This is a genomic window from Paenibacillus massiliensis subsp. panacisoli DSM 21345, from assembly GCF_000426545.1.
GTDB classification, from domain to species: Bacteria; Bacillota; Bacilli; order Paenibacillales; family Paenibacillaceae; genus Paenibacillus; species Paenibacillus panacisoli.
In genome coordinates, this window is record NZ_AUFO01000034.1 from 1 (window position 1) to 25,621 (window position 25,621).

Below are 25,621 nucleotides of genomic sequence, written 5' to 3' on the forward strand. Positions count from 1 at the left end.
CGCTCACTCGTTGTTCAGTTTTCAAAGATCAACTTCATTCATTTGTTGCTTTTCTTGCGTTACCACCGCATCTCAGCGGCGACTTTTATAATATAGCATACACTTCACAAATAGGTCAACACCTTTTTTCTTTTTTTCTCCACACGCTATATTTCAACAAAAAAGAGCTTCTCCCCAGAAGCCCCTACACATGGTCTAGACCTATAATTTTGGCATAGTTCCACAGCTTACTCCCTCCACATCATTCCCCCATAAGCCTGCAGATCTCATTTCGAATATCCATATAGAGCCCGCAGAGTGGAGGACATGATGGCAATATGCTTCCTCCCACCGTGCGCATGACCGCAATCAAGTAAAGAGAGCCAGCTTGATCCCCAGCAGCAACCCAACCCCCGGAAGACCTAAAGTGGCGACAGTCCCAATTGTTACTGGATTTATGGGAATGTATGCATGTGTGATCCAACCTGAGTAGTTCACTACATAGATTGCAACTGCTGCAAGGGCCATATGTGTTACGAATACACCCAACCATCTGAACCCCATGCTCTTCTTGATAAGAATATATACAAGCATAAGTGAAGAGAATGACAGCAGTATCCACAGAACACTCCTCACCCTACAGCACCTCCCCTGTAGCGGCCCCCTCGGCCCCTCCGCTCTCTTCACCATCATTGTCATAATCAGGACGATGTACATTCGCTTGCTTTGCTCGCTTTAGCTGAATCTGATAATTCAACTCTGCTGCCTCCAGCAGAAAAATAGCATAGTCCACCTGATCCTTACCCACGGCTTCCTCAAACATTCTTTGTGCTCTAAGCCAGTCCGCATGGGCAAGGCGGACACCCTCGATAATCTCTGCATGAAGCTCCGATCTGATTCGTTCCTTGCGGAGCTGATTGCGCAGCTTCTTGCTATACCAGATAGTCATCATCGCGCGCCTCCCTACCATTCGCATCACAGTCTTTCGACTGTCCTCTATTCATTCATATCGAAAAGGGGACAAACTTAGAACCGCATTCTACTTACGGAACGGAAGATGGGGGCTACTCCGAACAAGACAACAAATACATTGTAGCCAGATGACAAGTTTGCTGCATTCCATAGCGAAAATCTATAACAGCTCTACAACAGCTCTACAACCACTCTACAACAGTTCTACTCCAGATCGACCTAATCTAAGAAAACGAACACCACATAGGAAACCGCGTATCATCACCGGTAAGATGGCCGTGTTCATAGGATAATTCTCTAGTTCCCTAAAGACTATGCACGCTGAATATGATAGTGATAGAACTTTTTATCCACCTGCATTACCGGGAAGTTATCTGGTAGTTGGTCTGCTGTGATCTCAACAAAGCTGTTCTTCTCATAAAAGCGATGAGCAGCTACAAACTGCGGCGTTGTTCCCAGAAAAATATCGCTTACCTGCCTGCTCCCAGCCCAACGAATAGCCTCCTGTAGCAAGCGATAGGCTACCTTCCACTCTGTCCCTCTGTACTCATGGTGTACGAACATTTTCCGTAAAGCACTCTGCTGTTGTCCGATATCTAATAGAGCTATCGTACCTATGATTCGGTCTCGCTCCTTAGCTACCCAGAAGTTCCCGTTGCCTCGTTGATAATACTGTTCAATAGCCAACAGATCCGGCTGATCCTCTCTCGTGATGGAAATCCGATATTCCTCCTGCTGGATATGTAATATAAGCTCCGACACCTGTGACTGATCACAGCCTTCATATTCCATGATGTGAATACGCTCGTACATACAATCACCGCCCCTATGATAATCCTGATTCCTTTCCACTTCAAATAATGCCATCCTATGACAAAAAAGCCGCAATAGCGGCTTTTAGGCTTGCCCAAATACTGGGCTTGGCTATAAAGTTGGATGACAATTATATTTCGCTCAGTTCAACTGACGTCGACCTTCCAATGCCTTGGACAACGTAACTTCATCTGCATATTCAAGATCTCCGCCCACAGGCAATCCATGGGCAATCCGGGTAACCGTCATTTCGAAAGGTCTGACCAGCTTAGAAATATACATAGCCGTCGCTTCTCCCTCAATGTTCGGATTCGTAGCGAGAATTAACTCCTCCACTCGCTCATCACTCAGACGAGTCAGCAGCTCCTTCAGGCGAATATCCTCCGGTCCCACACCCTCCATAGGAGAGATGGCCCCCTGCAGCACATGATAATACCCGTTGAACTCCTTGGTACGCTCCATCGCTACCAGATCCTTGGAATCCTGGACTACACAAATAACCGAGGCATCTCGAGTCTTATCCTGGCAAATTCGGCAGGGATCGGTATCAGTGATGTTGCAGCAGACCGAGCAATAATGGAGATTGCGCTTCACACTGACCAGGGCTTTGGCAAAATCAATCACATCATCTTCCTTCATGTTCAGCACATGAAAGGCAAGACGCGCAGCCGTCTTGGGACCAATGCCCGGCAGGCGTGTAAAAGCATCAATCAGCTTGGCTATCGGTTCCGGATAGTACAATGGTCTGTTGCTCCTTCGTATATAAAGATTAGATTAGAACAGGCCCGGGATCTTCATGCCGCCTGTGAATTTACCCATATCATTGTTAGCCAGCTCATCCGCCTTCGTAAGCGCATCGTTGACAGCAGTCAGGACCAGATCCTGCAGCATTTCAACATCATCCGGGTCAACAGCCTCTGGCTTGATCGCAATGGAGAGAACCTTCTTGTGACCATTCACCTCGACAGTTACTACACCACCACCGGATGTCCCTTCTACAGTCTTGCCTCCAAGCTCTTCCTGTGCCTTCAGCATCTGCTCCTGCATCTTCTTCACTTGCTTCATCATCTGGTTCATATTGTTCATGTTATTCATCTCCTTAATTGGTTTACTAGATAGACTATTACCAGCCCTAGTCTTTAATGACGATCAGATCCTTGCCAAATAACTCCATGGCCTCATCAATCCAGGGCTCCTTCGACTTTCCCGAACCAGCATCCTCTGGCTCCAGTCGGAATTCTTCCTCCTGCTTGGTGGCTGAGCCTTCAATCGCGGAGGACCAATCCCGCAGCATCATCGTCACCAGACGCATAGGTCTGCCCAGCTGCTCTTGAAGCACTCGCTCAATAACCTGACGATTAGCTGCCTTCTCCGTGGTCTCACGGTGAATGTTGTTCTTGAAGGCTACCAGTACACTATCATCATACACCGATACTGGCTCGCCATCCATGAACCACGCATGGACCGTGACCTTCTCTTCCTTGACCCGCTGTAAAATCTGACTCCATTTTCGAGTAGCCTCGGAGAATTCAGAGCTTCCCTTCTGTGCAACGAATTCACTAAGCTGGGAAGGGAGCTTCGCAGGTGACGACACCCGTGTTGCTGGAGGCTTGGATGGCCCACGCCCTGAAGAGCTTTGTTCCTGTCCCTTGCCAGCCGATAGGCCCGCTTGCAGGGCACCTTCCAGCTTACGTTCCAGGTCTGCCAGCTGCTTACGCAATGCCGTCACCTCGCCACGATCAGCCGCCTCGGCTGATGCCGCAGGCGCCTGACTTGGCGAAGCAGGGACGCTGCACAACTTGAGCAAAGCCACCTCGAAGAGTGTCTGCGGCTGTGAAGCATACTTCATCCCGTTCTGATAGTGATTGAGTGTGTCAATAATCTGGAACAGCTGTTCACTAGTGAACAGGTCGGCTACGTCTCTGAAATGCTCAGGCTCCAGCAACCTTTGCGTCATACGGTCGGCACCAGGCACCATCTTGACCATCAATAGATCGCGGAAATAGTAGAGCAGATTCTCCATGCACTTATCCGCGCTCTTACCCTCTTGCATGAAGGCATCGATCATCTGTAATACAGTAGCCACATCTTCAGCGTGAAGCGCACGTGCCAGCTTGCCGAATTGCTCAGCAGGGATTCCCCCCGTCATACCCAGCACCTGCTGGTAGGTTATAGTCCCATCTGTGAATGAAGCAATCTGATCCAGCAAGCTGATCGCATCCCGCATCCCGCCATCAGACAAACGAGCGATATACTGCAATGCGTCTGGATCAGCAGAGATATTCTCTTGCTCACAGATCCGTGCCAGATGCTGAGACTGCTCCTCAAACGGCACCCGCCGAAAGTCAAAGCGCTGACATCTAGAAATAATTGTCGCTGGAAGGCGATGAGGCTCTGTTGTAGCTAATATAAACATTACATGCGTCGGAGGCTCTTCCAGCGTCTTGAGCAATGCATTGAACGCTTCCGTCGTCAGCATGTGTACTTCATCAATAATATAGACTTTGCGTCTTACCTCGGTCGGTGCATATTTCACCTTATCCCGCAGATCACGAATCTCCTCTACACCGCGGTTGGATGCAGCATCAATCTCCTGCACATCCATGACCGCCCCCGCCGTAATTCGAACACAGGTCTCGCATTCATTACAAGGCTCTACAGACGGCCCACGCTCACAGTTGACTGCCTTGGCCAAAATCTTGGCTGCACTGGTCTTTCCTGTGCCCCGCGGCCCACTGAACAGATAGGCGTGAGAGGTCCTCCCGTCGCGAATAGCATTCTGCAGGGTCTGGATAATATGCTGCTGTCCTACCATGTCTTGGAACGACTGGGATCGCCAAGCACGGTATAACGCTATGTGTTCCAATTCGCGTTACCCTCTTTCAGTTCACTATGGTGACCTTCATCGTGTTACTCATTATACTATAATCCTGAACACAAAAAAACATCTCGCGCTGCTGCGCAAGATGTCGATCGCTAATTTGTATAACCTAATTAAATTTCCATCCAGAGAATATTGATACTACAGAAAAAAAGTCTGGTGGATAAAATTAAGCCGTGCACCTGTTATTGATATTGAGATCCGAGCGGCAATCCTGAACATCAGCTCAGGCTAGGCTACCCTCCGGCACAAGAGCGCTCTTGCTTATGGCTGCTTCCTTCCGGACCTGACCAGGTTCACAAGTGCTCATTGCGGAGGACCCAGCCGTCAACGCCAAGCGCAGGGACCAGCCTCACATCAGCAATACCTCTAACAGGAATTCAACCTCGCTATAGCGGATTGCGAGTTACAGGGCACCGCTACCTCCCCATCTAGCACGGTGAAAATAAGTATATCTCAAGCATGTACAAATTGCAACCAACAGGTGTATGGCAATTATGCCATGATTTATCCTATCCATTTATCAAGGATAGGCGCACAAAAATCCCCCTGCCAAAGACAGGGGGAATGGCTACTAAATGATGCCATCAGGCAACATTCAGATTAGATACCGTATTTCTTCTTGAATTTATCAACACGGCCACCAGCGTCAACAAATTTTTGCTTACCTGTGAAGAAAGGATGGCAAGCGGAGCAAATTTCTACGCGCAGTGCTTCTTTTACGGAGCCGGTTTCGAACGTGTTACCGCAAGCGCAAGTTACAGTTGTCTTGAAGTATTTCGGTTGGATTGCTTGTTGCATTGAGTTTCACCTCTTTCCGCCCTGAGTTTCTTAGTCCACCCAGAGTAATGTAGACACATGAACGAATTATAGCACCACCCATGTTAATATGCAAATATTTTATTGTATTTAAAATGCCGCAAAACACATCTTAGTATAAATGCTCAATTTGTCTATACTCTTGATCAGGATCGTGGCTGCTAAAACAATGCTTGTCCACCTTTTCCCCATTATAGATGTTCATAATGTTCAGCTCATAATAAGGATCCTCGTGGGTTGCAATTCGCCCATTATACTGGATTCGCCCATATTCATCAGGCTTCAGACTTAGCGCGCGCTCATGAAGAACCCCCCCCAATAGTCATACCTGTAAGGAGCACCAAGGAAGGCTTCATAGCGAAAATCAACGTGTAATAATCCGTCCTCACGAACTATCTCAACACAACCGATCTTCCACTCTTTAGCACCATGCTTAAGTATAGCGAGACCTTCCTTTGGGCGAAAGCCCTCCTGATCTTGCCATATACTGATCGTATGACAGGGCATACCATATTCCCGATGGAATTCAAGAACCGTTGCTGGAAGCTTGAATGCACGCTGATACCTGTTCCTGAGTGACGAGTAAGGGGCACCTCTAGTATATTTATCCCACCTCAGCACAACATGCTGTAGCCACATAGACATATTCCACCTTTTTCAAGCCCAATAGCCCTTTGGATAGGAATACTTCCATCATTCAGGAATGTTAGAGCAAGGTAATGGATTTCTTGAGACGTGCACTGCCTGCTGGGGGTACATGTGTGAACGATCCAATTACAACATCCGGCAATTCTTCCCGGTAGATCTCCAGCATCTGCTTCATTCCCAGCACATCGCCTTGGGCCGGAGGAATCAGCTCCAGATAGCTCTCCGGATCAATATTCAGATTCCGCATCTGAATGAGCTTCAGGTCTGTTCTGCGAATGAACTCAATCATTGCTTCAATCTCTTCCTCACGATCGGTTACGCCCGGGAAGATCAAGTAATTAATAGAGGTGTAGACGCCTTGCTTGGCCGCGTAGGCCAGGGACTTCTCAACATTCTCCAGTGTATAACCACGTGGCTTGTAATACGCATTATAATGTCCGTCCAGCGCACTGATCGTACTCACACGCATCAGATCAAGTCCTGCATCGACGATGCCACGAATATGATCATTCAGTCCTGCGTTCGTGTTGATATTGATGTAGCCCATATCTGTGATGGATCGAACCTCACGAATCGCTTCGATAATGAGCTTGGCTTGAGTGGATGGCTCTCCCTCACAGCCTTGCCCGAAGCTGATAATCGATTCCGGTGTCTTCAGATGCTCCAGCATCACCTCTACAATCTCCTCCACACGGGGACGGAAATTCATCCGGGTCTGCGGAGAGACGAAGCCGCTATCCTCCGGTTGCTCCGATATACATCCGAAGCAGCCAGCATTACAGGAATAGGAGACGGGGACTCCACCCTCCCAGCGACCAAGGAAGGTATTCGACGAGGTCAGGCATTCATAGCCGAGAGCACAATTGGTTAAATGCTCGTATAGACGATTGTCCGGGTATTGCTGGGCCAGTCGTTCTACTCCCCTTTTCACCTGAGTACGGTCACAGTGATCGGGGTTCCACTGATCCGGGTTATCGCTCTGTTCAGCAGTTACATAGAAATTACCATCCTTCCACACCACCGCAGCATATCCGAATAAAGGCAACTTATAATCCTTATCCGTCTTCACATAGCCCGGAAGACACAGCCGCGTAAAACCTTGCGGTAGCAGGGCACCTACGGCTTGCAGATCGCCAGGCAACGGAACCATCTCACCCGTGCTCGGGTCCATACCTATTGGTCGGGTGCTTGGAAGGCTAACCAGAGTAGCTCCCGCTGGTAGAGGGATTAGCTCCTCTTCCATAATCTCGACAATCATATCCGCGCTGCGGGCAAGTCCATGCAAGGAAGCATGGTCATATACATTCCCGTTAGCATCGGCGTATACCAAATACATAAATGGAACTCCTTTCGTTCCTTCCAGTGTAGATTCAAGTTGATTGTAATACGTCACTGAGGGAATCAGACCGCCACACCAACAACCCGTAATCACTCATGCCAGAAAGGCAACGTCGTCGGTGGGAGTCAGAGAATTGTTAGTTCGTGGAGGCTGGTACAGAAGCTGTCGTGGAACGAGACGTTCTACGCTGGCCACTGGTTCCTGTGCCAGAGTTGCTTGTATTATTACCAAGCGAACTGGTGTCGAAAGACGCCAGGAATTCGGCATTATTCTCACTATTACGCAGCTTCCGCAGGAAGCCTTCTACAAAATCATGACTGTCATTCATATTCTTGCGAATTGCCCAGATCGTATCCAATTCTTCCTTGTTCAGCAGCACCTCTTCACGGCGCGTACCAGATCGACGGATATCGATAGCCGGGAATATTCTCCGTTCCGCCAGCTTGCGATCGAGATGTAGCTCCATATTCCCCGTTCCTTTGAACTCCTCATAGATAATATCATCCATCCGTGACCCTGTATCAATCAGAGCCGTTGCCAGGATCGTCAGACTACCGCCTTCCTCCACATTACGCGCAGAACCGAAGAACCGTTTGGGACGATGGAATGCAGCAGGATCAATACCACCACTAAGTGTACGACCAGATGGAGGAATGACCAAGTTGTAGGCACGAGCAAGTCTAGTGATGCTATCCAGCAAGATTACAACATCCTTCTTGGCCTCTACGAGACGCAGTGCACGCTCCAACACCAGTTCAGCAACCTTAATATGATTTTCTGGCAGCTCATCAAAGGTAGACGCAACAACTTCACCCTTTACCGAGCGCGACATGTCCGTAACCTCTTCCGGTCTCTCATCAATCAGCAGCACAAATAACTCAATTTCTGGGTTGTTGGTAGAAATGCTGTTGGCAATTTCCTTGAGAAGCAGTGTTTTACCGGCTTTAGGGGGTGCAACAATCAGTCCGCGCTGTCCAAGTCCGACGGGAGCTAATATATCCATGATGCGAGTAGACAGATTTTTGGGGGATGTTTCTAAGACTAGCTTTTTCTGTGGATAGAGTGGAGTCAGTGCTGGAAAATGCAGCCGTTCAGCAGCATGTTCGGGGCTTTCACCATTCACTGCATTCACTTGCAGCAATCCAAAGTAACGCTCGTTTTCCTTAGGTGCTCGACATTTCCCTGATACCAGATCGCCCGTACGAAGATCGAACTTGCGAATCTGTGATGCAGAGATGTAAATATCCTCAGCACTCGGGAGGTAATTAATCGGCCTCAAGAAGCCGTATCCTTCAGGAAGAATCTCCAGAACTCCCTGCATGAACATCAGTCCGCTTTGTTCGGCCTGCGCCCGCAGAATCGCGAAGATGAGCTCCTTCTTCTTCATCTGACCGTAGTAAGGTATCTGGTGCTGTTTCGCCAGTTTATACAAATCGGTCAGCTTCATTTCTTCCAAATTGGAAATTTGCAGATCCATATAATAACCACCTATTCAATTAATAAGTCCATCAGACAGGCACAAAAACCCCATTAAACTATAATTACCCAATTATAGAGCGGTTATGCACCTCTTTAAGAATTTATAATATTACAGAGGCTATACAGATATCAAATGTATCCGCAGCCTCTATATCTATCACCTTGTTTGCGTTAGCTTAGCGATATTTCCAGGCAAGATCGCCTATGGAATATATCGGATAATATAACACTCGATGTTAGATGTGTCAACGCAACCCTACTACTCCGTTTGACGCCACACATCTGCACCCAGCATACGCAGATTCGATACCAAATGATCATAGCCGCGGTCGATGTATTCTACACCCGTAACCTCGGTTATACCCTCTTCGACAGTTAGGCCAGCAATGACAAGTGCCGCACCGGCTCGCAGATCAGAGGCCTTGACCTTAGCTGCATTCAGCGGGCTGCCTTCAATGATTGCTGATCGACCTTCCACGCGAATCTTCGCTCCCATACGAACTAATTCCGGGACATGCTTGAAGCGATTACTATATACAAAATCACTCAATACACTGACTCCGCGACTCTGCGTCAGCAGACTGGTCATTGGGGATTGAAGGTCCGTAGCAAAGCCTGGATAGATCAAAGCCTTCACATCAACATGAGCATATTCTGGAGCACCAATGACGCGAATGCTCTCATCATACTCCTCAATACCCACACCCATCTCCTGCATCTTGGCCGTCAGAGCTTCCATGTGCTTGGGGATTACGTTGTCGATCAATACATTGCCACGGGTGGCGGCGGCTGCAATCATGTAGGTTCCAGCCTGTATCCGGTCAGGAATAATAGAGTGTCGGCAGCCATGCAGCTCCGATACACCCTCAATCCGAATGGTCTCGGTTCCTGCTCCTTTAATGCTGGCTCCCATGGAGTTCAATAGTGTTGCCACGTCTATAATTTCAGGCTCTTTGGCCGCATTTTCAATAGTTGTCGCGCCTTTGGCTCTTGCTGCCGCCAGCATAATATTAATGGTAGCACCTACACTGCTCACATCCAGATAAATCTTGGCCCCTCGTAATTCCTTCGCATAAAGGTGAATCGCCCCATGCTCATTCTTCACGGTTGCACCAAGTGCCTCAAATCCTTTAATATGCTGATCTATCGGTCTAGGTTCAAAGTTACAGCCACCAGGCAGGCCAATTACAGCCTCCTTAAAGCGTCCAAGCATAGCTCCCATCATATAATAAGAAGCACGCAGCTTCTTCACCGGACCATTCGGCATAGGAATTGACTTGATATCCGAAGGATCAATTCGCATCTGACTGCCTTCCCAAGCTACAGAGGCCCCGAGCTCCTCCAATATTTCTGCGTACACCGCCACATCACTGAGGAGCGGCAGATTGTCTAATACTACTTCCGACTCCGCCAATATCGCGGCAGGAATCAAAGCGATCGCACTATTCTTAGCTCCGCTGATGGATACCATACCCTGAAGTTTACGTCCGCCGGTGATCATCAATTTTTCCATAATCCAGAAGTTCCTCCTACGTGACTTGCAACTGGTGATGCAGACATGATGCTGAGGTGCTTGCACTGTGAAAGTGGTGAAAATGGAAAGACACCGGCTAAGCGGTGTGCTCTCCATATCATTCTATTCAAATTTGGCTACATTTAGCCGCTAAGGCTTACATTCATGCAGACTTGTCCAATTAGACTCGCCATTCAATGTGTTGCCTAAGCTAGATTAAGCTTGGTTGTTGGATCCAAATTCGCGGATTTTGCCGATAACTGTTTGTTTGATAGCTTCACGGCCTGGTTTCAGGAATACACGAGGATCGTAAGCTTCAGGCTTCTCAGCCAATACTTCGCGCACAACTTTGGAGAAGGAGATTTGGTTCTCAGTGTTCACGTTGATTTTGGAAGTTCCCAGAGAGATTGCTTTCTTGATGTCATGAGTTGGGATACCAGTTCCGCCGTGAAGTACGAGTGGAAGACTTACTGCGTTACAGATCTCTTCCATTTCTTTGAAGCCCAGGTTAGGCTCGCCTTTGTAAGGACCGTGAACGGAGCCAAGAGCTGGAGCCAGTGTATCGATGCCTGTCTCGTTAACGATACGTACGCAATCGTCCAGCTTCGCATACATTACGTCGCCAACAACATCGTCTTCCTGACCGCCTACCATACCAACTTCTGCTTCAACGGATACGCCTTTGGCATGTGCATATTCAACGACTTGCTTCGTCGTCGCGATATTAGTATCAATCGGGCTGTGGGAATCATCGATCATTACGGAAGTGAAACCAGCATCGATTGCTTCTTTACATTTCTCAACGGAAGAACCGTGGTCCAAGTGAATAGCTACAGGAACAGTTACTTTCAGGTCAGCCATCAGACCCTCAACCATTTTTACAACGGTATTGAATCCGCCCATGTAACGAGCTGCACCTTCGGATACACCCAGAATTACTGGGGATTTCTCTTCTTGAGCTGCTTCAAGGATTGCATGGGTCCACTCCAAGTTATTAATGTTGTATTGACCTACTGCGTATTTTCCTTTCAACGCTTTGTTCAACATGTCTGTCATCGATACTAATGGCATGGTTCATCCTCCTAGGATTATCGTTTGTCTGTATTTGTTTAGCCGACTTACAATACGGGGTTATTATACCACATCCCATGTCAAATACTAAACAAGCATTTACAATCATTGAAGGGAATATTGCACGTTGTTTCATAAGTATTTTTCATAATTCATTCCCAACATTTATGGGGTTCGCAATATTGACAGGAGGAAGTGCCCTGATCAACACAACGTATAGACGAATAGAATCACTTCGATCTATATGTTGAGGATTGAAGGGCTACCTGTCGATTTATACAATTCCTCACACCAGCACAGAAAATAAATAATCCAGCTTTGAATATTATATCAGTAGCCTCGGACAAAAGGCTTGCTTTTATACCCTGTCCAGAGGCACCTCATCGACGCTCAGCTCTAACTGCCAATCTGTATTCTGAAAGGCCTATACTAGGGCTTGAAGGAATTACTCCAGTTGTTAGAAGCCGTCAATGATATGCCGTCTTCCTAGTTGGACCCTCAGCGGCTTAGCCTATGCACACGACAAAGAAATCCTGCTGGGCGCAGGACTCAACAATCAGCTTTAACGGTTAATTCCACTATGCTGCAAATGTCCATTAACGGCAACTCTCATCTCATCAATATCGAACGGCTTGGTAAAATGCATCAGAGCACCCAGCTCTGTCGCTTCCTTGATCATGTCTAATTCTCCATAAGCTGTCATCATAATAACCTTCACGGCTGGCTTCATAGCTTTGATGTGCTTGAGAATCTCCAGTCCATCCATTCCCGGGATCTTCATGTCCAGCAACACAAGATCAGGAACCTCCTGCTCGACAATCTCCAGAGCGATCTTGCCGTTAGGAGCCTGGAATGTCTCGTATCCCTCACTGCTGAACACTTCCATGAGTAGAATACGGATACCGTTCTGGTCATCGACAATCAACACTTTCTTCTTTTCCACATTCTTACCTCCCAAGGTCATGAAAACAACAACAGATGCCTTTCCCTTCAAGTTGCGCAGTATGCCATTGCATCAGATAAGGTTTGATACAAAGATATTCTAGATTGTACGGGGAAATCCTGCACAGATACAAAATTGTGGAAAATATCGTGTCTCCAAACTGTAGAAGCCACCTAAAATAAGATACACTATGCATATGAAAGGGCAACGAATTGATGTGCCAACAGTGGACGGTCGAGGCATCCCAAATTAGTATTTTTAGCAGAGTAGTTAAGTAAAGTTCAGTGTATTAATGCAAGGGGAGGACACACAATGAAGAGCACGTTAAGAAATATTACCGTCGATGATCACGCATTTGTGTACTGGCATTCGGGTGGACCACGCTTTGTCCTACATATCTCACCCAAGGCAGACAAAAATATAAAAATGACGCTCGTCTTTGAAGCCGATCCACCAGACGAGGACCCCTTCACCTCCTGGTGCTTTTACGACGTCACTGCACAGAAAAACAATGAACAGGCGATCATTCATCTAGGCAAGCCTCGACATATAGCCGAGATCGTTGATTATCTGAAGAAGGAGCGGCCAGAGCTCTGGTGTAAGGGGCAACCACACCTTATTGAAAATGCATGGGACATACTGCGGGATATGGGCTACACCAATCTGCGCCCTGTTTGGAAAGGGGAATTCTAGTTAGAGCCTGTGCTTAGGGATACACCTGCTGCATTATGATAATATGTACTCCAGAACACAAATAGCGCACATCGGTGAGCTCCACCGACACGCGCTATTTAGGTAGCAATACCAGCTGCTATAACCAACCGGACTGCTGCAGATCATTTTTTATTTTATACCGATGATCCAGACATGCACCTACGGCACAACGTCGTAATCGATCGAGCTTAGTTTTGCAATTGCAGGGCTGCTTTGACAAATTCACGGAACAGCGGCTGCGGACGGTTCGGACGGGAGGTGAACTCCGGATGGAACTGAACAGCCAGGAACCAAGGGTGATCTGGATATTCGACGATCTCTACCAGGCGTCCATCTGGTGAAGTACCACTGATCTTCAGACCTGTCTTCTCGATCACTTCACGATACTCATTGTTGAACTCATACCGGTGACGGTGTCTCTCGTACACCAGCTCATCGTCATAGCAGGCCATAGCCAGAGAGCCTTCTGCCAGTTTACAAGGATACAATCCCAGACGCATAGTGCCACCCAGATCCTCAATGTCCTTCTGCTCAGGCAGCAGATCAATAACCGGATATTCAGTCGAAGGGTTAATCTCCGAGCTGTTCGCTCCTTCCAATCCTGCGAGTGCACGAGCAATCTCGATGACGGATACCTGCATACCCAGACAGATGCCGAAGAATGGAATCTGGTTCACACGGGCATAGCGAATGGCGCTAATCTTACCTTCGATACCACGATCACCGAAGCCACCAGGTACCAGAATACCAGCAACTCCGCCCAGAAGTCCTTGTACATTCTCGTCTGTAATCTCCTCTGCATTGACCCAACGAATCTTCACATCTGCATTGGCATCAAAGCCTGCATGCGAGAGAGATTCCACGATACTCAGGTACGCATCATGCAGAGCTACATATTTACCTACAATCGCGATCTCAACCGTCTTCTCCAGCTTGCTAATCCGTTCAACCAAGCTCTCCCAATCCTTCATATCTGGTGGTGGCGTGGTCAGCTTGAGGTGGTTCACGACAATCTCGTCGAGGCCTTCTTCACGGAGATTAAGCGGTACTTCGTACAAAGTAGAAGCATCGCGGCATTCCACTACAGCATTCGCGTCAATATCACAGAACAGGGCAATCTTGGCCTTCATGTCGGCCGACAGCTCATGCTCGGTGCGGCACACGATCACGTTCGGTTGAATACCGATGCTACGCAGTTCTTTTACGCTATGCTGAGTCGGCTTAGTCTTCACTTCACCGGCAGCCTTGATGTATGGAATGAGGGTTACATGAATGTACATCACATTCTCACGTCCAACCTCACTCTTGATCTGACGGATCGCTTCCAGGAACGGAAGACTCTCGATGTCGCCCACTGTACCACCGATCTCAGTGATGACTACATCGGAACCTGCTTCACGACCAGCACGGAACACACGCTCCTTGATCTCGTTCGTGATATGAGGAATAACCTGAACTGTACCGCCCAGATACTCACCACGACGCTCCTTGCTGATGACACTGGAATAGACTTTACCAGTGGTTACATTGCTATTCTTGGACAAGTTAATGTCGATAAAACGCTCATAGTGGCCTAAATCCAGATCCGTCTCTGCGCCATCATCCGTAACGAATACTTCACCATGCTGATAAGGACTCATAGTCCCGGGATCGACATTCAAATAGGGATCGAACTTCTGGATCGTAACCTTCAATCCCCTGTTCTTGAGAAGTCTTCCTAGCGAAGCCGCAGTAATACCTTTACCAAGAGATGATACAACCCCGCCCGTCACGAAAATATACTTTGCCACTGTTTAATACCCTCCTAAATATAGTCCAAAAATTCAGGCGACATTATGATGTTAGCGTAACCCGCCAGATCGTCATCCATCCAGCACGGATCATCATCCATGAAAGAAGGCAGCAGAATGATCTTTCAACCCTGCCGCCTCGCCCTGGTTACCACAGGTGCAAGCACCCTATAAGAAAAACATATATCGTTGTTTTCCTTGCAATATCAGGAAGCTGATGCTCCGTAACTTATACTTCTGACATTATAAAAACAAAAAAAGCACTCCCGCTGTACGGGGCACTTTTTATCACTCGGAATGATTTAATATACATACTAATCATAAGCCCAAGCAATAGTTTACCTTGTGTGTATTGCCGTGTCAAGGAAAGTTGGGACTAGATTTTACAAAAGTTTGCCGCCTCTTCAAACGACTACCTCCAAGGCGTTACAACAGGAAAAAAAGGGCAGACACCCCTGCTATCAAGCAGAGATCTCGCCCTTCTCCAAGTCGAATTAACGATCGTCCGGCTCGCCTTCTTCTTCGGACTCTTCGTCTTCCTCTTCTTCTTCCTCAAGATCTTCATCATCAAGGATAACTTCTTCATCCGCATCATCGTCGTCGTCTTCGCCATCGAACAGATCATCATCCACATCATCGGAATCATCACTGTTGAAGTCGTCGTCCGCGTCGTAGCTTTCCTCTTCCTCGTCCTGATAATCATCGTCCTCATCGTCTTCATCATTGATGATACGTGGACGCTTGGCGCCTGTAAGGGCGTCTTCGGATTTGTCTACAGGATACCAGCGCTTCAGTCCCCACAGATTCGTGCCGACACAAGCGAACCGCCCATCGATGTTGATTTCCGTATATAGCTGAGCGATAACATCATTAATCTCATCTTCGGTCAAGCCGCGCAATTTGGCGACCTCATTCATCAAGTCACGGTAGTAATAAGGCGTATTGGCTGCTTTGAGCACCATAAACGCCAGATCCACCATAGGAATTTCATGGACCTTCTCAGGGTCAATCTTCAAGTTGAGTGGCGTACTCACTAAAGGACACTTCCTCTCACGCATAATTCACAAGTCACTATCCATTATCACACATAAGTAAAACCTATTTAGGCACAAAATGCAAGTATGTAAGGCCAAGTCCAATCAAGGAAAAAGGACGGAAGGAAGTTCCCCCCGCCTCTCGACTGTATCCGCTTTGAAGGACGCGCCCTCAAAGTTGGTGCATTAAGGGCCTAAGCCCTCTATGTATCCTATGTCTGTTCAACACATTTGACACGAGCGCAGGCCTATTCTGTAAAAAAAGGGGCAAGTTCCTCATGCCGTTCCCCCATGTCCTTCATACAATACCTCAGCACAGCTCATCTGAGGGGAGCGCAGAGTATGGATTACTCGTTTTTTTTGCAGCAGCTACATGAAGCTATCCAGAACTCCGCCGCCCATGGCGGACGTCACAAGCACATCATCCGCTTCAACAGGCCTGGACAATATCGGGAATGTCTGTCGCACCTACAGAAGATGAAATCCGGATTCTCTGGCCTTCGTCGTATTCAGGCTGCTCACTCCATTCGTGCCCTGATTGCCCCTGCCGCCTGCCGCGAACGTCTGGAGCGTTTTCAGGACAGACTGATGATTGAACGTGACTCCAGTGTTCGAATTCATAAGAGTAGTACCCCGCAGATCCGTATTGAGCCAGAGGGTGACATTCCTTGGGGGATCAAGCAAATTCGTGCCCCCCGCATTTGGCCAATCTCAACAGGCTCCCGTGTCCGGATCGGCATTATTGATACCGGTGTGGATTTTCAGCACCCGGATCTTCAGCACGCACTCGCACGAGGGGTTAATTTGTTGAACCGTGCTTTATGGCCCTACGACGATAACGGTCATGGAACTCATATTGCCGGTACCATTGCTAGCATCAACAGCCAATCCGGCTTGATGGGCGTCGCCCCACATACCATCATCTATCCTGTGAAGGCTTTTGACCATAATGGCTCCGCTTATGTATCAGATATTGTCCTTGGCATTGACTGGTGTGTACGCAACCAGGTTCATATCATTAATATGAGCTTCGGCATGAAGACCCGTAGCAAGGCGCTGCTGGATGTCGTGAACCGAGCCCATCAAAGCAGGATTACCATCGTCGCCTCCTCTGGAAATGATGGCAAACGCAGCAGCATTGATTATCCGGCACGTTACCCACAGACCATCGCTGTAGGTGCTACAGACAGATTCAAAAGAGTCGCCAGCTTCAGCAATCGTGGTCCTTACGTAGACGTATATGCCCCTGGAGACAAAATCGTATCCTCCTGGATCAAGGGTCGACACCATGAGATGAGTGGAACGTCTATGGCCACCTCTCATGTCAGCGGCGCCATTGCCTTGTTGCTCGCCCAGAAGCCTGACCTGTCTCCGTCCGAGATCAAGGCGCTGCTACGCAAGACATCTTCTCCCATTCGCTCTCCCAAGGGGGCTACGCGTCGGACCAGCAAACTTGGAGAGATCGATGCCTATCGTCTGCTTCAGGAAGGCTTGAAATAAGCCTGTCGCTACACTTCTACCGGAAACAAGATAACGAGCGGGGCAGAACGAGAAGTGGCTGCCCCACTGTTCCTCGTGCGAACTCACAGGCTGGTGATGAACCTCATAGTCTTATGTGAATCTCACTGGCTGATTAACGGTATTTCAAGAGTTCTCAGACCTTTAACAGGAATTCAGCAGCTCGCAGCCGAATATAGAATCTTAGGTAAGTAGATGGGATGAGCATGCACACTCGAACAGTCATATTTTATCAATTCATCCCGATCTCCACCTCGAATAATGATGATTGATGGTAAGGAGCGAGTCTAATGAACCTGTTTGAAGGCTGTTTTGAGAAAGCGCTATCTCCAAATCTGAAATGGATTAATGAGCCTCAAGACTGGGGATTTCAGGATGGCAGGCTTGTCATCGAGGCTCCTGCTGGCGGTGATTTCTTCCTTGACCCAGGCGGTTCCGCACCCAAGAATTCAGCGCCTTTTCTCTATACCAACGTAAGCGGGGACTTCCGGCTGACCACACAGGTCCGTGTCGATATGAAGGAGCAATATGACTCTGGCTGCTTAATGATCATGGCGAAGGAGGATTATTGGGCGAAGGTATGCTTTGAATTCTTCGAGGAGGAGCCCTCCATTCTCAGTGTCGTGACCCGTCGCACATCCGATGATTGTGTATCGGCACCTACTGGTGTCCCTGCACCTTATTTAAGTATTGCAAGAGCTGGCAACAGCTTCGCCTTTCATTACTCGAAGGATGGACTGCGCTGGAAGCTCGTTCGCTATTTCGGCTTGGATTGTCCGAAGGACATTCAGATTGGCATTGTTGCCCAATCTCCTATTGGCCAAGGCTGCCAGGTTATCTTCGAGTCACTGGAGCTACAGCATGGTGTAGACGGCGACATTCGTGAGGTAGTGTCCTAACCCTATTGATTAGGCGGCCAATAAGGCTACGAAATATGAAATAGGCATGGGCTGGTTTTTTCGACGATGAAGCACAACAAAGGGGCGCCTGACCGTTTATTCGGCTTGGGCTGCCCCTTAAGACCTTTGTTGACCTGAAACTAGCCATTTGACTACTTTATCTCACCAAGGCTGATCTCCCGCTGTGTTGTGTGGTCGCCATTAAGCCCCAATCTGCGATCTGCCCTGCTACCTTGCTGGACCTGACTCAGACACTGTAGACCCTATAGGGACACTCAGTACTTCGGTGCAGCCTAAAGTCATCCCTGGCTTTAAAGAGTATATGCCGCTGAACCCGGAGCCCTCCAATTCATCGCGTACAAGGTTGGTCTCCTCCCAAGGAGCATGCACCAGCAGCGTCTGGCGCGCTGTCATGCTGCGAAGCATGACACGGACATCCTCCAGTCCTTGATGCACCTTGTATGTGATTCGTTTCACAGCACACCCGGAGACTAGCTCCCCCTTCAGCAACCTATTGCCGAATGTATCCTTGTAGGTATGACCCGTTAGCAGCACTGTATGCGCGGACTCCGTGGCTAACTGCTGGTAATACCATTGAGAGCTCACTGACTCCATTGTGCCATCCGCCGTGAAAATGACAGCTGGACCTGCGGCGAGCAATTGTACTCTCTCAGCATCACTGGACGGGATATGCAGTAACTTCCTATCCATTGCCGCCGCAATTCTGGCTTCGGCCTCTGGACGCAGCCAATCCTTCCACTGTAGCAACTGCCTCAAGCCATTCCAGACCTTGTTCTCAACGATCAGAGGGATGTCAGGGAATTGCTCTCCGACCCACACTAGCAGATCCTGTCCCCTTCCAAAGGCCGGAACAGGCATTAACACATGCCCCCCATTCTGAAAGGTCGCCACTAGTTCCGCACGCAATTGAATTTGCTTGTCCTCCTGCGTCTCCACATCCATACCATACGCTGCATCGACGATCGAAATATCGGGACAACCGCCCTCATTCTGCTGACCAGATAGCAAAGCTTCCTCAGCTACCTGAACCTCTGGTCGATCTGCTGCAATGAGTTCAGACTCAGCATTGTAATCTCCCGAGAAGAAAACTCGCCGGCCCTCCATGATCACGTCGTACCATACGGATCCAGCCAAATGACCAGTGCGCCCCCATCTGAACGATAATCCTTCAGTGTGCTCATGCCATTGTCCTGCAGATACAGTCTCTTCAATGTAACGATAAGTGATCGCTTGAATATGCTCCTCCTCGTAGGGGAGCTCGCCTTGTCTTGCATGAACGAAGGTAGACCATGAACGGAAATAGGAGGCAAGCTGTTCTGCTGTCGCGCGCGTCGTCCATACTTCCCCTCGATAGCCCAGCTTGTAAAGCAAGGGCAATGCCATGGAGTGGTCTTCATGGGCGTGGGACAGGAATACTGCGGTCAGCTCAGGCACCCGTTCATTGGACAGCAACGGATATTCGCCTGTGCCAACCTTCTTCACACCGCAATCCAGCAGGATTTTATGTCTTTCGCCTGTGATCAGGTAGCAGGAACGTCCATGCTCCCCTGCTCCCCCCCAGATTGTCACACTAATCATCGTGCATTCCACTTTCTTGTCGAGCTTACATTCTCGATTAATATCAATATCGCTGTAGTAAGGCCCACTGTGACGACAGCCATCGCCATACCAAGGGATACCTGTCCCTGCTCGAACTGCGCGAAGATATAAGTGGCAGAAGTCTGAACAGAAGGCGGCAGGATCAGCAATGAAGCTACCAGCTCACGTGAGGCAATGGTGAACGTCATCATCCAGCCTGCCAGCATCCCCGGTAATATCAGAGGCAACATAATCCGGCGGAAAATATAGAAGGGTGCCCCTCCAAATACCGCGCCTGCCTGAAATAGAGAAGGATCAAGCTGATTCAGGCCTGCCTTGACGTATTGAACTGTATAAGGAACGAACAGCACTACATACGTCAATATTACCATTCCATATGTGTTGTACAGTCGGATCGGCATCCATGGTGAATTCCACAGTAGAATTAGACCCACGACAATGACAATGCCAGGGACCGTGTTAGGCAGTAGACTGAACAAATCCGTCACCCGTGCAACTCTCGTCGCAGAGCGCCCAATAATGAGAGCGAACCAGGTACCCAAGATGACGGCTACCGTAGATGCGGCGAGCGACAACAGCGTGCTGCTAACCAGAGCATTCATGCTCTCAGAACCCCATGTCAGCAATTGCACATAATAATCCAGCGTAAAGTTATCCCAGGCCAATCCCACGCCTCTCAGCTTCATTGTAGATGCCGCAATAATGGAGAAGTAAGGTACGCCTATAGAGAACAACAGCAGCAGCAATACATACAGGTAACAGAGCCACAGTGTCCAGCCTTTTAGACGATATGAGGTACCTCTCGCTCCCTTACCACCTACCAGTCGATAGGAGTATTTACGGCTGATAAGGGATTGCATGTACCATACGACCAAGCATACAGCCAGCAGGACGGAAGCCAGCGACGTTGCTTTGCCAAAATGAATAGGCCAACTAGAGATGTACTTGTGAATCTCTGACGTCATCACCTCATACCCGATCCTTCTTCCGAAGGTAGCAGGGGTGCCGAACTCTGCGATGGTCTTCACGAAGATCAGCATCGCGCCCATGCCGAAGGCAGACAGCAGCAGGGGGACAATGATTCTGCGGAAGCGGTACAGGAAGCCCCCACCATGAACGGCTCCTGCCTCATCAAGACTTCCCCCGATCTGAATCAGCGCCCCTCTCAGGAGCAAATACAGGAAGGGGAACAAGTGCAGACTCATGATCATCACCATGCCCCCAAAGCTGAAGAAGGCAGGAGTGATACCCGAGGCAGATGGTACGAGCTGCTCCAGATAACCATTTTTTTGCATGAACAGAATCCAGCCCATGGACCCAATATAAGGTGGCGTCATGAACGGAATGAGGAAAATAACATCCAGGAAGCGGTACCTGCCCAAGCTGGTACTCGACATCATCCATGCCAAGGGCAGCGCCAGCACCGTCGTTCCCGCAATTACGCATACACCTAGCCAAATCGAGTCCAGCAACACACCAGACAGCTCCGATTCCAGCATAATGCGGAATGGAGACGATATATCCAGCTCCCCCTCGGGATACACGCTCTGAACGAAGATCATACCCAGCGGAACAATAATTAGAAAAGTAAGGACGAGCAGCGCCAATGCTATGCTGCACGCCCGTATATAACGACTTGTCATGTATACTCCCGTATTACTTGAATAGCTTCAGGAAGCGGTCAGTTACATCAGCACCGTGCTCAGACATCCAGTTCCAGTCCACGGCAAGCACCGGAATCTCATCGAGATTGGCACGATTCTCAGCGTGAATATCCGTACGCCCTGGTAGCAGATAAGCATCTCCCACCAGCTTCTGTGCTTCATCCGAGAGCAGGTAGTCAATGAATGCCTTGGCTTCATCCACGTGCTCGCTGGATTTCATAATCATCGCTGGTCGTGGGCTGATGACAGTGCCTTCTTTCGGGTAAATGATGTCGATTGGCTCGCCCTTATCCTTGGCCTTATAGGTCATATAATCCACCGCGGACGCCACTACGCCCTTTGCACCAGTAATAACCGGATCAAGCGCCTCCTGGTTCGCTCCAGCGAGCGCAACTCCGTTAGCCTTGTAGTCTTCGAACAACGTCCAGCCTTCCTCGCCCTTCACGCTCAGATAGCCCGTCATGAAGTCCAATGCAGAGCCTGACAGCGATGGATCAGGAATGTTCACCTGATCCTTGAACTCGGGCTTGCTGAGATCTGCCCAAGATGTCGGTGGTGTCTTGACCTCATTCGTGTTGTACGCAATGCCAAGTGCAGATGCGCTGGTGCTGAAGTAATGACCCTCAGCATCAGACCAGTCCGGGTTCAGCTTGTCTGCGTTCGCAGCTTCTGGATAAGCCATGGTCAAGCCGTCAGCCTTGAGACCTTGTGCGGATGGCAAAGATGCCAGAATGACGACATCTGCGACCGGATTGGATTTCTCTGCTTCCATTCTGGCCAGAATCTTGCCAGTCGTACCTTGGAACATCTCCACCTTAACACCACTTGCCTGCTCATAGCCTGCAATCAGATTTTTGGCCAGCCCCTCTGGTCCGGCACTGTACACGACGAGCTTCTTCTCTGCTGATGCTGGTGCTGCACCTGCTTCAGCTCCAGATGTCCCCGTCGTCGCCGCAGGGCCCGCCGCTCCACAGCCTGTCACCGCCAACCCAATTATCAAGGCCAGACTGCTCAGCACATGCCCACGTGTCCATTTCATCTTGCTCTTCATTTCTCCATCTCCCCTAATTCATGATTGCTTCATATAGTGAATATGTTCTTTGGATACAAAGACATCACGCTGCTCGCCAACAGATAGTCTTGTGTGATGGTAAGCCATCCAGTGCTGTCCTGTATCTGTTGTGAGTCCAATCTCGTATCGGTCTCCTAAATAACTGACATGTCGTATGTTCACACGATAACGCTCTAACTGCTTAGCAGAAGACTGGTGATCTGACTCCCATAAAATGTGCTCTGGCCGGAACATGATCTCGTCCTCGATCAACCAGTTGGATTTGCCAATGAACCGAGCTACCAGCGCATTCGAAGGACGATTGTAAATGTCCTCCGGGGCTCCTGATTGCAGAATCTGCCCGCTGTTCATCACCACAATCTCATTCGACATGGACATGGCCTCCATCTGATCATGCGTGACATAGAGCGCCGTCAGTCCGAGATCATGTACCAATGACATCATTTCCACCCGCATCTCCTCACGCAATACAGCGTCAAGCGCGCTTAACGGCTCATCGAACAACACCAGTCTTGGACGGATCGCCACTGCCCGGGCAAATGCTACCCGCTGCTGCTGGCCACCCGAGAGCTCGTGAGGATAGCGTTGCTCCATACCCTGAAGCCGTACTGATGCCAATGCCTCCATCACCGTGCTACGCACATCTTTGTGACGTTTGCCTGCCATAAGTCCATAGGCTACATTGTCATACACCGTCATATGCGGCCAGAGGGCAAAATCCTGGAACACCATGCCGAACTGACGCTTGTGCACAGGCACATCCTTGCGCTCCGCAGCTGAGAACAGAGTCTGGTCGCCAAGGGATATCCGTCCCGTGTCAGGTCGTTCCAGACCAGCTATCATCCGCAGCAGCGTTGTTTTGCCACAGCCGGAAGGACCAAGTAACGTAGTGAATCGACGATGACGTACGATGAGATCCGTCTGATGCAATGCAGTGGTCTCACCGAATGTCTTGCTAACTCCTTGTATATTCAGATCCATTGCTTACTCCCTGCTATTTCTTATCTGTCATGACTGTTTACAGTGTAATTCTTCAATTTAAGAGCAGTGTCAGCGGAAGGTAAGCGCAAAATTAATAATTTCAATGAATTCTATTAACATTCATAGATTTAATCTATATAGAGGGATCTTCAGCTGGATACCAGCTTGAAAGGAGAGAGTGAATTGCACCTGAATCTACTAAAGCTACATATCGTGGAATTGCTGGACAAGCATCAGAAAATCACCGCAGTCGCCGATTTGCTAGGATTAAAGCAACCAACGGTGACCTTTCATATGAAAAATCTGGAGAAGGAGATGGGGGTTAAGCTCTTCGATGCACGCATGGGCCGAATCCTGCTGACGGATGCGGGACGTGCCTTACTGCATTATTCGGTCAAAATTAACGCGCTCGCGAACGAAGCGCAGCGGGTGGTCCGTGAATTCGACACCCTGCAGCGTGGTCATATCTCCATAGGAGCAAGCTACGTATCGGCGACGTATATTTTGCCAGCCATTCTGCATCGGTTCTCCCAGGAGTATCCTGGTATTCAAATTTCGTTGTCCGTCAAGACTGCTCCAGTCATCCAAGAGAAGCTGCATCGCCGTGAGTTCGATCTTGGTCTCGTCTCCACCGAGCCATTCACTATGAGCTCCCTAACGGCTGAACAGATCTGTAAGGATGAGCTTGTCTTAATCTGTGCACCGACACATCCACTGGCGAGCACGCAGGAGCTTACCGCGGATATCTTGGCCTCGGCCTCCTTCATACTCCACGGCAGGGATTCCAACACACGACAGCTAACGGACAAATGGCTAGACAATGCAGGAAGATCCCTTACGTCCAGACTCGAGATGGATTCTCTGGAGGCCATTAAACAGACAGTCATGCTGGGAGAGCACGTATCCTTCGTATCCCGTATCGCTGTGGAGGCCGAAGTCGATAGGGGGCAACTTATCGCTCAGCCGATTCCTGACAACCCTTACGAACGGTACATCTACCTCGTCAGCAACTCCGATCGGCACCGTTCGGCACTCATTCAACATCTAGCCGGGTATATCGCACTCGCGTACCAGCCTGTCTAATCTCTGTTGGGCCCAAGTAAAGATTCAGACAGGAAGGCTTCAGCTCATACGAAAAATGGGGCTGTCACCTATGTGAACATCCCCATTTTTCAGAAATTTATAAATATTTAAACGAATACTTATCGTGCACCCTCAGATTCCGTAATCATGGCATGAATTTTACTCAAATTTGACTTGAAATATGTAGTAAAGTACCAGTCATGATATTCTTGCGGTACATGAATCTCATCAATGCTTTCCTGACGTTGAATGGCTTACGTCACTATTTCAGTGATACGCGTTATGTATCCCTTCACTTCGTCAAGCTCTTGCAAAGAGCATACCTCGCCATGTCCCGGTACGATAGTTTCGACATCCAGCTGTTCGACCTGCCCCAAAATATTCAGCCATTCCTGAGGATTGGCATACATTAGAACCGGGTGATGCTGTGATAGTACCAGGTCTCCCATTACGACAATTTTGTCCTCCGGGATGTACACGATTGCATCGCTTTGCGTGTGACCACCGCCAAAGGTAAGGAGCTGAATGCTACGCTTGCTGCCATGTATGGTCATCTGTTGATCAAAAGTGATCGTCGGCAGTGAATGTACGAGATTAGGGAGCATCTTCACGAACTCACGGTCCAAAGAATCCTGGCAGAGAGCACCAAAATGGGCTGAAACAGCGGCTACTGCACCTTATAAAGGAAATAGGCCACCCCTTAGGATGGCCCTTTCTTTCAGTCTCAGCACACTTCGCATTACAATCCGTCCTACAACAAAACTAGCTCTGAGACAATCTTATTCAAAT

The 25,621-nt window shown here is 48.9% G+C and carries 23 protein-coding genes and 1 other RNA gene; 4 read left to right on the forward strand and 20 right to left on the reverse strand.

Annotation, left to right across the window (positions count from 1 at the left end):
• Window positions 1-348: 348 nt before the first annotated feature.
• The 13 genes from K331_RS0120680 to K331_RS0120740 all read right to left on the reverse strand — a co-directional run bounded on the left by K331_RS0120680 (window position 349) and on the right by K331_RS0120740 (window position 12,457).
• Window positions 349-615 (reverse strand): pro-sigmaK processing inhibitor BofA family protein, encoded by a 267-nt coding sequence (locus K331_RS0120680; RefSeq protein WP_028591766.1) that lies wholly within the window; start codon window positions 613-615, stop codon window positions 349-351.
• Between the two features lies 1 nt (window position 616).
• Window positions 617-931 (reverse strand): DUF2508 family protein, encoded by a 315-nt coding sequence (locus K331_RS30080; RefSeq protein WP_226383654.1) that lies wholly within the window; start codon window positions 929-931, stop codon window positions 617-619.
• 332 nt (window positions 932-1,263) lie between these two features.
• Window positions 1,264-1,764 (reverse strand): GNAT family N-acetyltransferase, encoded by a 501-nt coding sequence (locus K331_RS0120690; protein ID WP_028591767.1) that lies wholly within the window; start codon window positions 1,762-1,764, stop codon window positions 1,264-1,266.
• A gap of 141 nt (window positions 1,765-1,905) precedes the next feature.
• Window positions 1,906-2,505 carry a recombination mediator RecR gene (recR, locus tag K331_RS0120695; protein ID WP_018888078.1) on the reverse strand — a complete coding sequence of 200 codons (600 nt, stop codon included), beginning with the start codon at window positions 2,503-2,505 and terminating at the stop codon, window positions 1,906-1,908.
• A gap of 33 nt (window positions 2,506-2,538) precedes the next feature.
• A complete protein-coding gene (locus K331_RS0120700) occupies window positions 2,539-2,850 on the reverse strand; it encodes a YbaB/EbfC family nucleoid-associated protein (protein ID WP_018888079.1) in 312 nt (103 codons plus the stop codon).
• Between the two features lie 46 nt (window positions 2,851-2,896).
• Window positions 2,897-4,630, reverse strand: coding sequence for a DNA polymerase III subunit gamma/tau (gene dnaX, locus K331_RS0120705; protein WP_028591768.1), 1,734 nt, complete (start codon window positions 4,628-4,630; stop codon window positions 2,897-2,899).
• Window positions 4,631-4,819: 189 nt separating this feature from the next.
• An RNA gene (ffs, locus tag K331_RS31665) (signal recognition particle sRNA large type) lies at window positions 4,820-5,085 on the reverse strand.
• A 163-nt stretch (window positions 5,086-5,248) separates the two neighbouring features.
• Window positions 5,249-5,446: a 50S ribosomal protein L31 gene (gene rpmE / locus K331_RS0120710; protein WP_018888081.1), complete on the reverse strand. Its 198-nt coding sequence runs from the start codon at window positions 5,444-5,446 to the stop codon at window positions 5,249-5,251.
• A 724-nt stretch (window positions 5,447-6,170) separates the two neighbouring features.
• Complete coding sequence (locus K331_RS0120720; protein WP_028591770.1) at window positions 6,171-7,448, reverse strand: radical SAM protein; 1,278 nt, start codon at window positions 7,446-7,448, stop codon at window positions 6,171-6,173.
• A gap of 139 nt (window positions 7,449-7,587) precedes the next feature.
• Window positions 7,588-8,928 carry a transcription termination factor Rho gene (rho, locus tag K331_RS0120725; protein WP_018888084.1) on the reverse strand — a complete coding sequence of 447 codons (1,341 nt, stop codon included), beginning with the start codon at window positions 8,926-8,928 and terminating at the stop codon, window positions 7,588-7,590.
• A gap of 261 nt (window positions 8,929-9,189) precedes the next feature.
• Window positions 9,190-10,443, reverse strand: coding sequence for a UDP-N-acetylglucosamine 1-carboxyvinyltransferase (locus tag K331_RS0120730; RefSeq protein WP_018888085.1), 1,254 nt, complete (start codon window positions 10,441-10,443; stop codon window positions 9,190-9,192).
• A 216-nt stretch (window positions 10,444-10,659) separates the two neighbouring features.
• Window positions 10,660-11,514 carry a class II fructose-1,6-bisphosphate aldolase gene (gene fba / locus K331_RS0120735; protein ID WP_018888086.1) on the reverse strand — a complete coding sequence of 285 codons (855 nt, stop codon included), beginning with the start codon at window positions 11,512-11,514 and terminating at the stop codon, window positions 10,660-10,662.
• A gap of 562 nt (window positions 11,515-12,076) precedes the next feature.
• Entirely contained in the window at window positions 12,077-12,457 is a 381-nt protein-coding gene (locus tag K331_RS0120740) for a response regulator (RefSeq protein WP_018888087.1), read from the reverse strand.
• A gap of 312 nt (window positions 12,458-12,769) precedes the next feature.
• Here K331_RS0120740 and K331_RS0120745 point away from each other — a divergent pair, with 312 nt between their 5' ends.
• The gene (locus tag K331_RS0120745) at window positions 12,770-13,150 is read left to right on the forward strand and encodes a hypothetical protein (protein ID WP_028591771.1); all 381 of its coding nucleotides are present in this window, start codon (window positions 12,770-12,772) and stop codon (window positions 13,148-13,150) included.
• Between the two features lie 209 nt (window positions 13,151-13,359).
• Here the strand turns inward: K331_RS0120745 and K331_RS0120750 are convergent, their stop codons facing one another.
• Window positions 13,360-14,961 carry a CTP synthase gene (locus K331_RS0120750; protein WP_018888089.1) on the reverse strand — a complete coding sequence of 534 codons (1,602 nt, stop codon included), beginning with the start codon at window positions 14,959-14,961 and terminating at the stop codon, window positions 13,360-13,362.
• Between the two features lie 494 nt (window positions 14,962-15,455).
• The gene (gene rpoE, locus K331_RS0120755; protein ID WP_028591772.1) at window positions 15,456-15,995 is read right to left on the reverse strand and encodes a DNA-directed RNA polymerase subunit delta; all 540 of its coding nucleotides are present in this window, start codon (window positions 15,993-15,995) and stop codon (window positions 15,456-15,458) included.
• A 342-nt stretch (window positions 15,996-16,337) separates the two neighbouring features.
• Between rpoE and K331_RS0120760 the strand changes: the two genes are divergently transcribed.
• Complete coding sequence (locus K331_RS0120760) at window positions 16,338-17,495, forward strand: S8 family peptidase (protein ID WP_028591773.1); 1,158 nt, start codon at window positions 16,338-16,340, stop codon at window positions 17,493-17,495.
• 308 nt (window positions 17,496-17,803) lie between these two features.
• Window positions 17,804-18,412 (forward strand): DUF1349 domain-containing protein, encoded by a 609-nt coding sequence (locus K331_RS0120765; RefSeq protein ID WP_028591774.1) that lies wholly within the window; start codon window positions 17,804-17,806, stop codon window positions 18,410-18,412.
• A 228-nt stretch (window positions 18,413-18,640) separates the two neighbouring features.
• Here K331_RS0120765 and K331_RS0120770 read toward each other — a convergent pair whose 3' ends face one another.
• Genes K331_RS0120770 through K331_RS0120785 form a run of 4 tightly spaced genes read right to left on the reverse strand, consistent with a single transcriptional unit; the run spans window position 18,641 to window position 23,749 of the window.
• Complete coding sequence (locus K331_RS0120770; RefSeq protein ID WP_028591775.1) at window positions 18,641-20,011, reverse strand: MBL fold metallo-hydrolase; 1,371 nt, start codon at window positions 20,009-20,011, stop codon at window positions 18,641-18,643.
• Window positions 20,008-21,675: an ABC transporter permease gene (locus K331_RS0120775; protein ID WP_028591776.1), complete on the reverse strand. Its 1,668-nt coding sequence runs from the start codon at window positions 21,673-21,675 to the stop codon at window positions 20,008-20,010. Before K331_RS0120775 ends, K331_RS0120770 begins: the two co-directional genes overlap by 4 nt.
• Before the next feature lie 13 nt (window positions 21,676-21,688).
• Window positions 21,689-22,747, reverse strand: coding sequence for an ABC transporter substrate-binding protein (locus tag K331_RS0120780; protein WP_028591777.1), 1,059 nt, complete (start codon window positions 22,745-22,747; stop codon window positions 21,689-21,691).
• 18 nt (window positions 22,748-22,765) lie between these two features.
• The gene (locus K331_RS0120785; RefSeq protein ID WP_028591778.1) at window positions 22,766-23,749 is read right to left on the reverse strand and encodes an ABC transporter ATP-binding protein; all 984 of its coding nucleotides are present in this window, start codon (window positions 23,747-23,749) and stop codon (window positions 22,766-22,768) included.
• A gap of 183 nt (window positions 23,750-23,932) precedes the next feature.
• On the opposite strand from K331_RS0120785, the gene K331_RS0120790 reads away from it, so the two are divergent.
• Window positions 23,933-24,832 (forward strand): LysR substrate-binding domain-containing protein, encoded by a 900-nt coding sequence (locus K331_RS0120790; RefSeq protein WP_028591779.1) that lies wholly within the window; start codon window positions 23,933-23,935, stop codon window positions 24,830-24,832.
• A gap of 254 nt (window positions 24,833-25,086) precedes the next feature.
• Here the strand turns inward: K331_RS0120790 and K331_RS30085 are convergent, their stop codons facing one another.
• A complete protein-coding gene (locus K331_RS30085) occupies window positions 25,087-25,437 on the reverse strand; it encodes an MBL fold metallo-hydrolase (protein ID WP_226383655.1) in 351 nt (116 codons plus the stop codon).
• Window positions 25,438-25,621 lie beyond the last annotated feature (184 nt).

What these genes read in the sequence shown, in the direction of transcription:
- K331_RS30080 (WP_226383654.1), bottom strand. Translation starts at nt 931, where the DNA reads ATGATGACTATCTGGTATAGCAAGAAGCTGCGCAATCAGCTCCGCAAG.
- K331_RS0120690 (WP_028591767.1), bottom strand. Translation starts at nt 1,764, where the DNA reads ATGTACGAGCGTATTCACATCATGGAATATGAAGGCTGTGATCAGTCA.
- K331_RS0120700 (WP_018888079.1), bottom strand. Translation starts at nt 2,850, where the DNA reads ATGAACAATATGAACCAGATGATGAAGCAAGTGAAGAAGATGCAGGAG.
- rpmE (WP_018888081.1), bottom strand. Translation starts at nt 5,446, where the DNA reads ATGCAACAAGCAATCCAACCGAAATACTTCAAGACAACTGTAACTTGC.
- K331_RS0120720 (WP_028591770.1), bottom strand. Translation starts at nt 7,448, where the DNA reads ATGTATTTGGTATACGCCGATGCTAACGGGAATGTATATGACCATGCT.
- rho (WP_018888084.1), bottom strand. Translation starts at nt 8,928, where the DNA reads ATGGATCTGCAAATTTCCAATTTGGAAGAAATGAAGCTGACCGATTTG.
- K331_RS0120730 (WP_018888085.1), bottom strand. Translation starts at nt 10,443, where the DNA reads ATGGAAAAATTGATGATCACCGGCGGACGTAAACTTCAGGGTATGGTA.
- fba (WP_018888086.1), bottom strand. Translation starts at nt 11,514, where the DNA reads ATGCCATTAGTATCGATGACAGACATGTTGAACAAAGCGTTGAAAGGA.
- K331_RS0120745 (WP_028591771.1), top strand. Translation starts at nt 12,770, where the DNA reads ATGAAGAGCACGTTAAGAAATATTACCGTCGATGATCACGCATTTGTG.
- K331_RS0120760 (WP_028591773.1), top strand. Translation starts at nt 16,338, where the DNA reads ATGGATTACTCGTTTTTTTTGCAGCAGCTACATGAAGCTATCCAGAAC.
- K331_RS0120765 (WP_028591774.1), top strand. Translation starts at nt 17,804, where the DNA reads ATGAACCTGTTTGAAGGCTGTTTTGAGAAAGCGCTATCTCCAAATCTG.
- K331_RS0120770 (WP_028591775.1), bottom strand. Translation starts at nt 20,011, where the DNA reads ATGATTAGTGTGACAATCTGGGGGGGAGCAGGGGAGCATGGACGTTCC.
- K331_RS0120775 (WP_028591776.1), bottom strand. Translation starts at nt 21,675, where the DNA reads ATGACAAGTCGTTATATACGGGCGTGCAGCATAGCATTGGCGCTGCTC.
- K331_RS0120780 (WP_028591777.1), bottom strand. Translation starts at nt 22,747, where the DNA reads ATGAAGAGCAAGATGAAATGGACACGTGGGCATGTGCTGAGCAGTCTG.
- K331_RS0120785 (WP_028591778.1), bottom strand. Translation starts at nt 23,749, where the DNA reads ATGGATCTGAATATACAAGGAGTTAGCAAGACATTCGGTGAGACCACT.
- K331_RS30085 (WP_226383655.1), bottom strand. Translation starts at nt 25,437, where the DNA reads ATGCTCCCTAATCTCGTACATTCACTGCCGACGATCACTTTTGATCAA.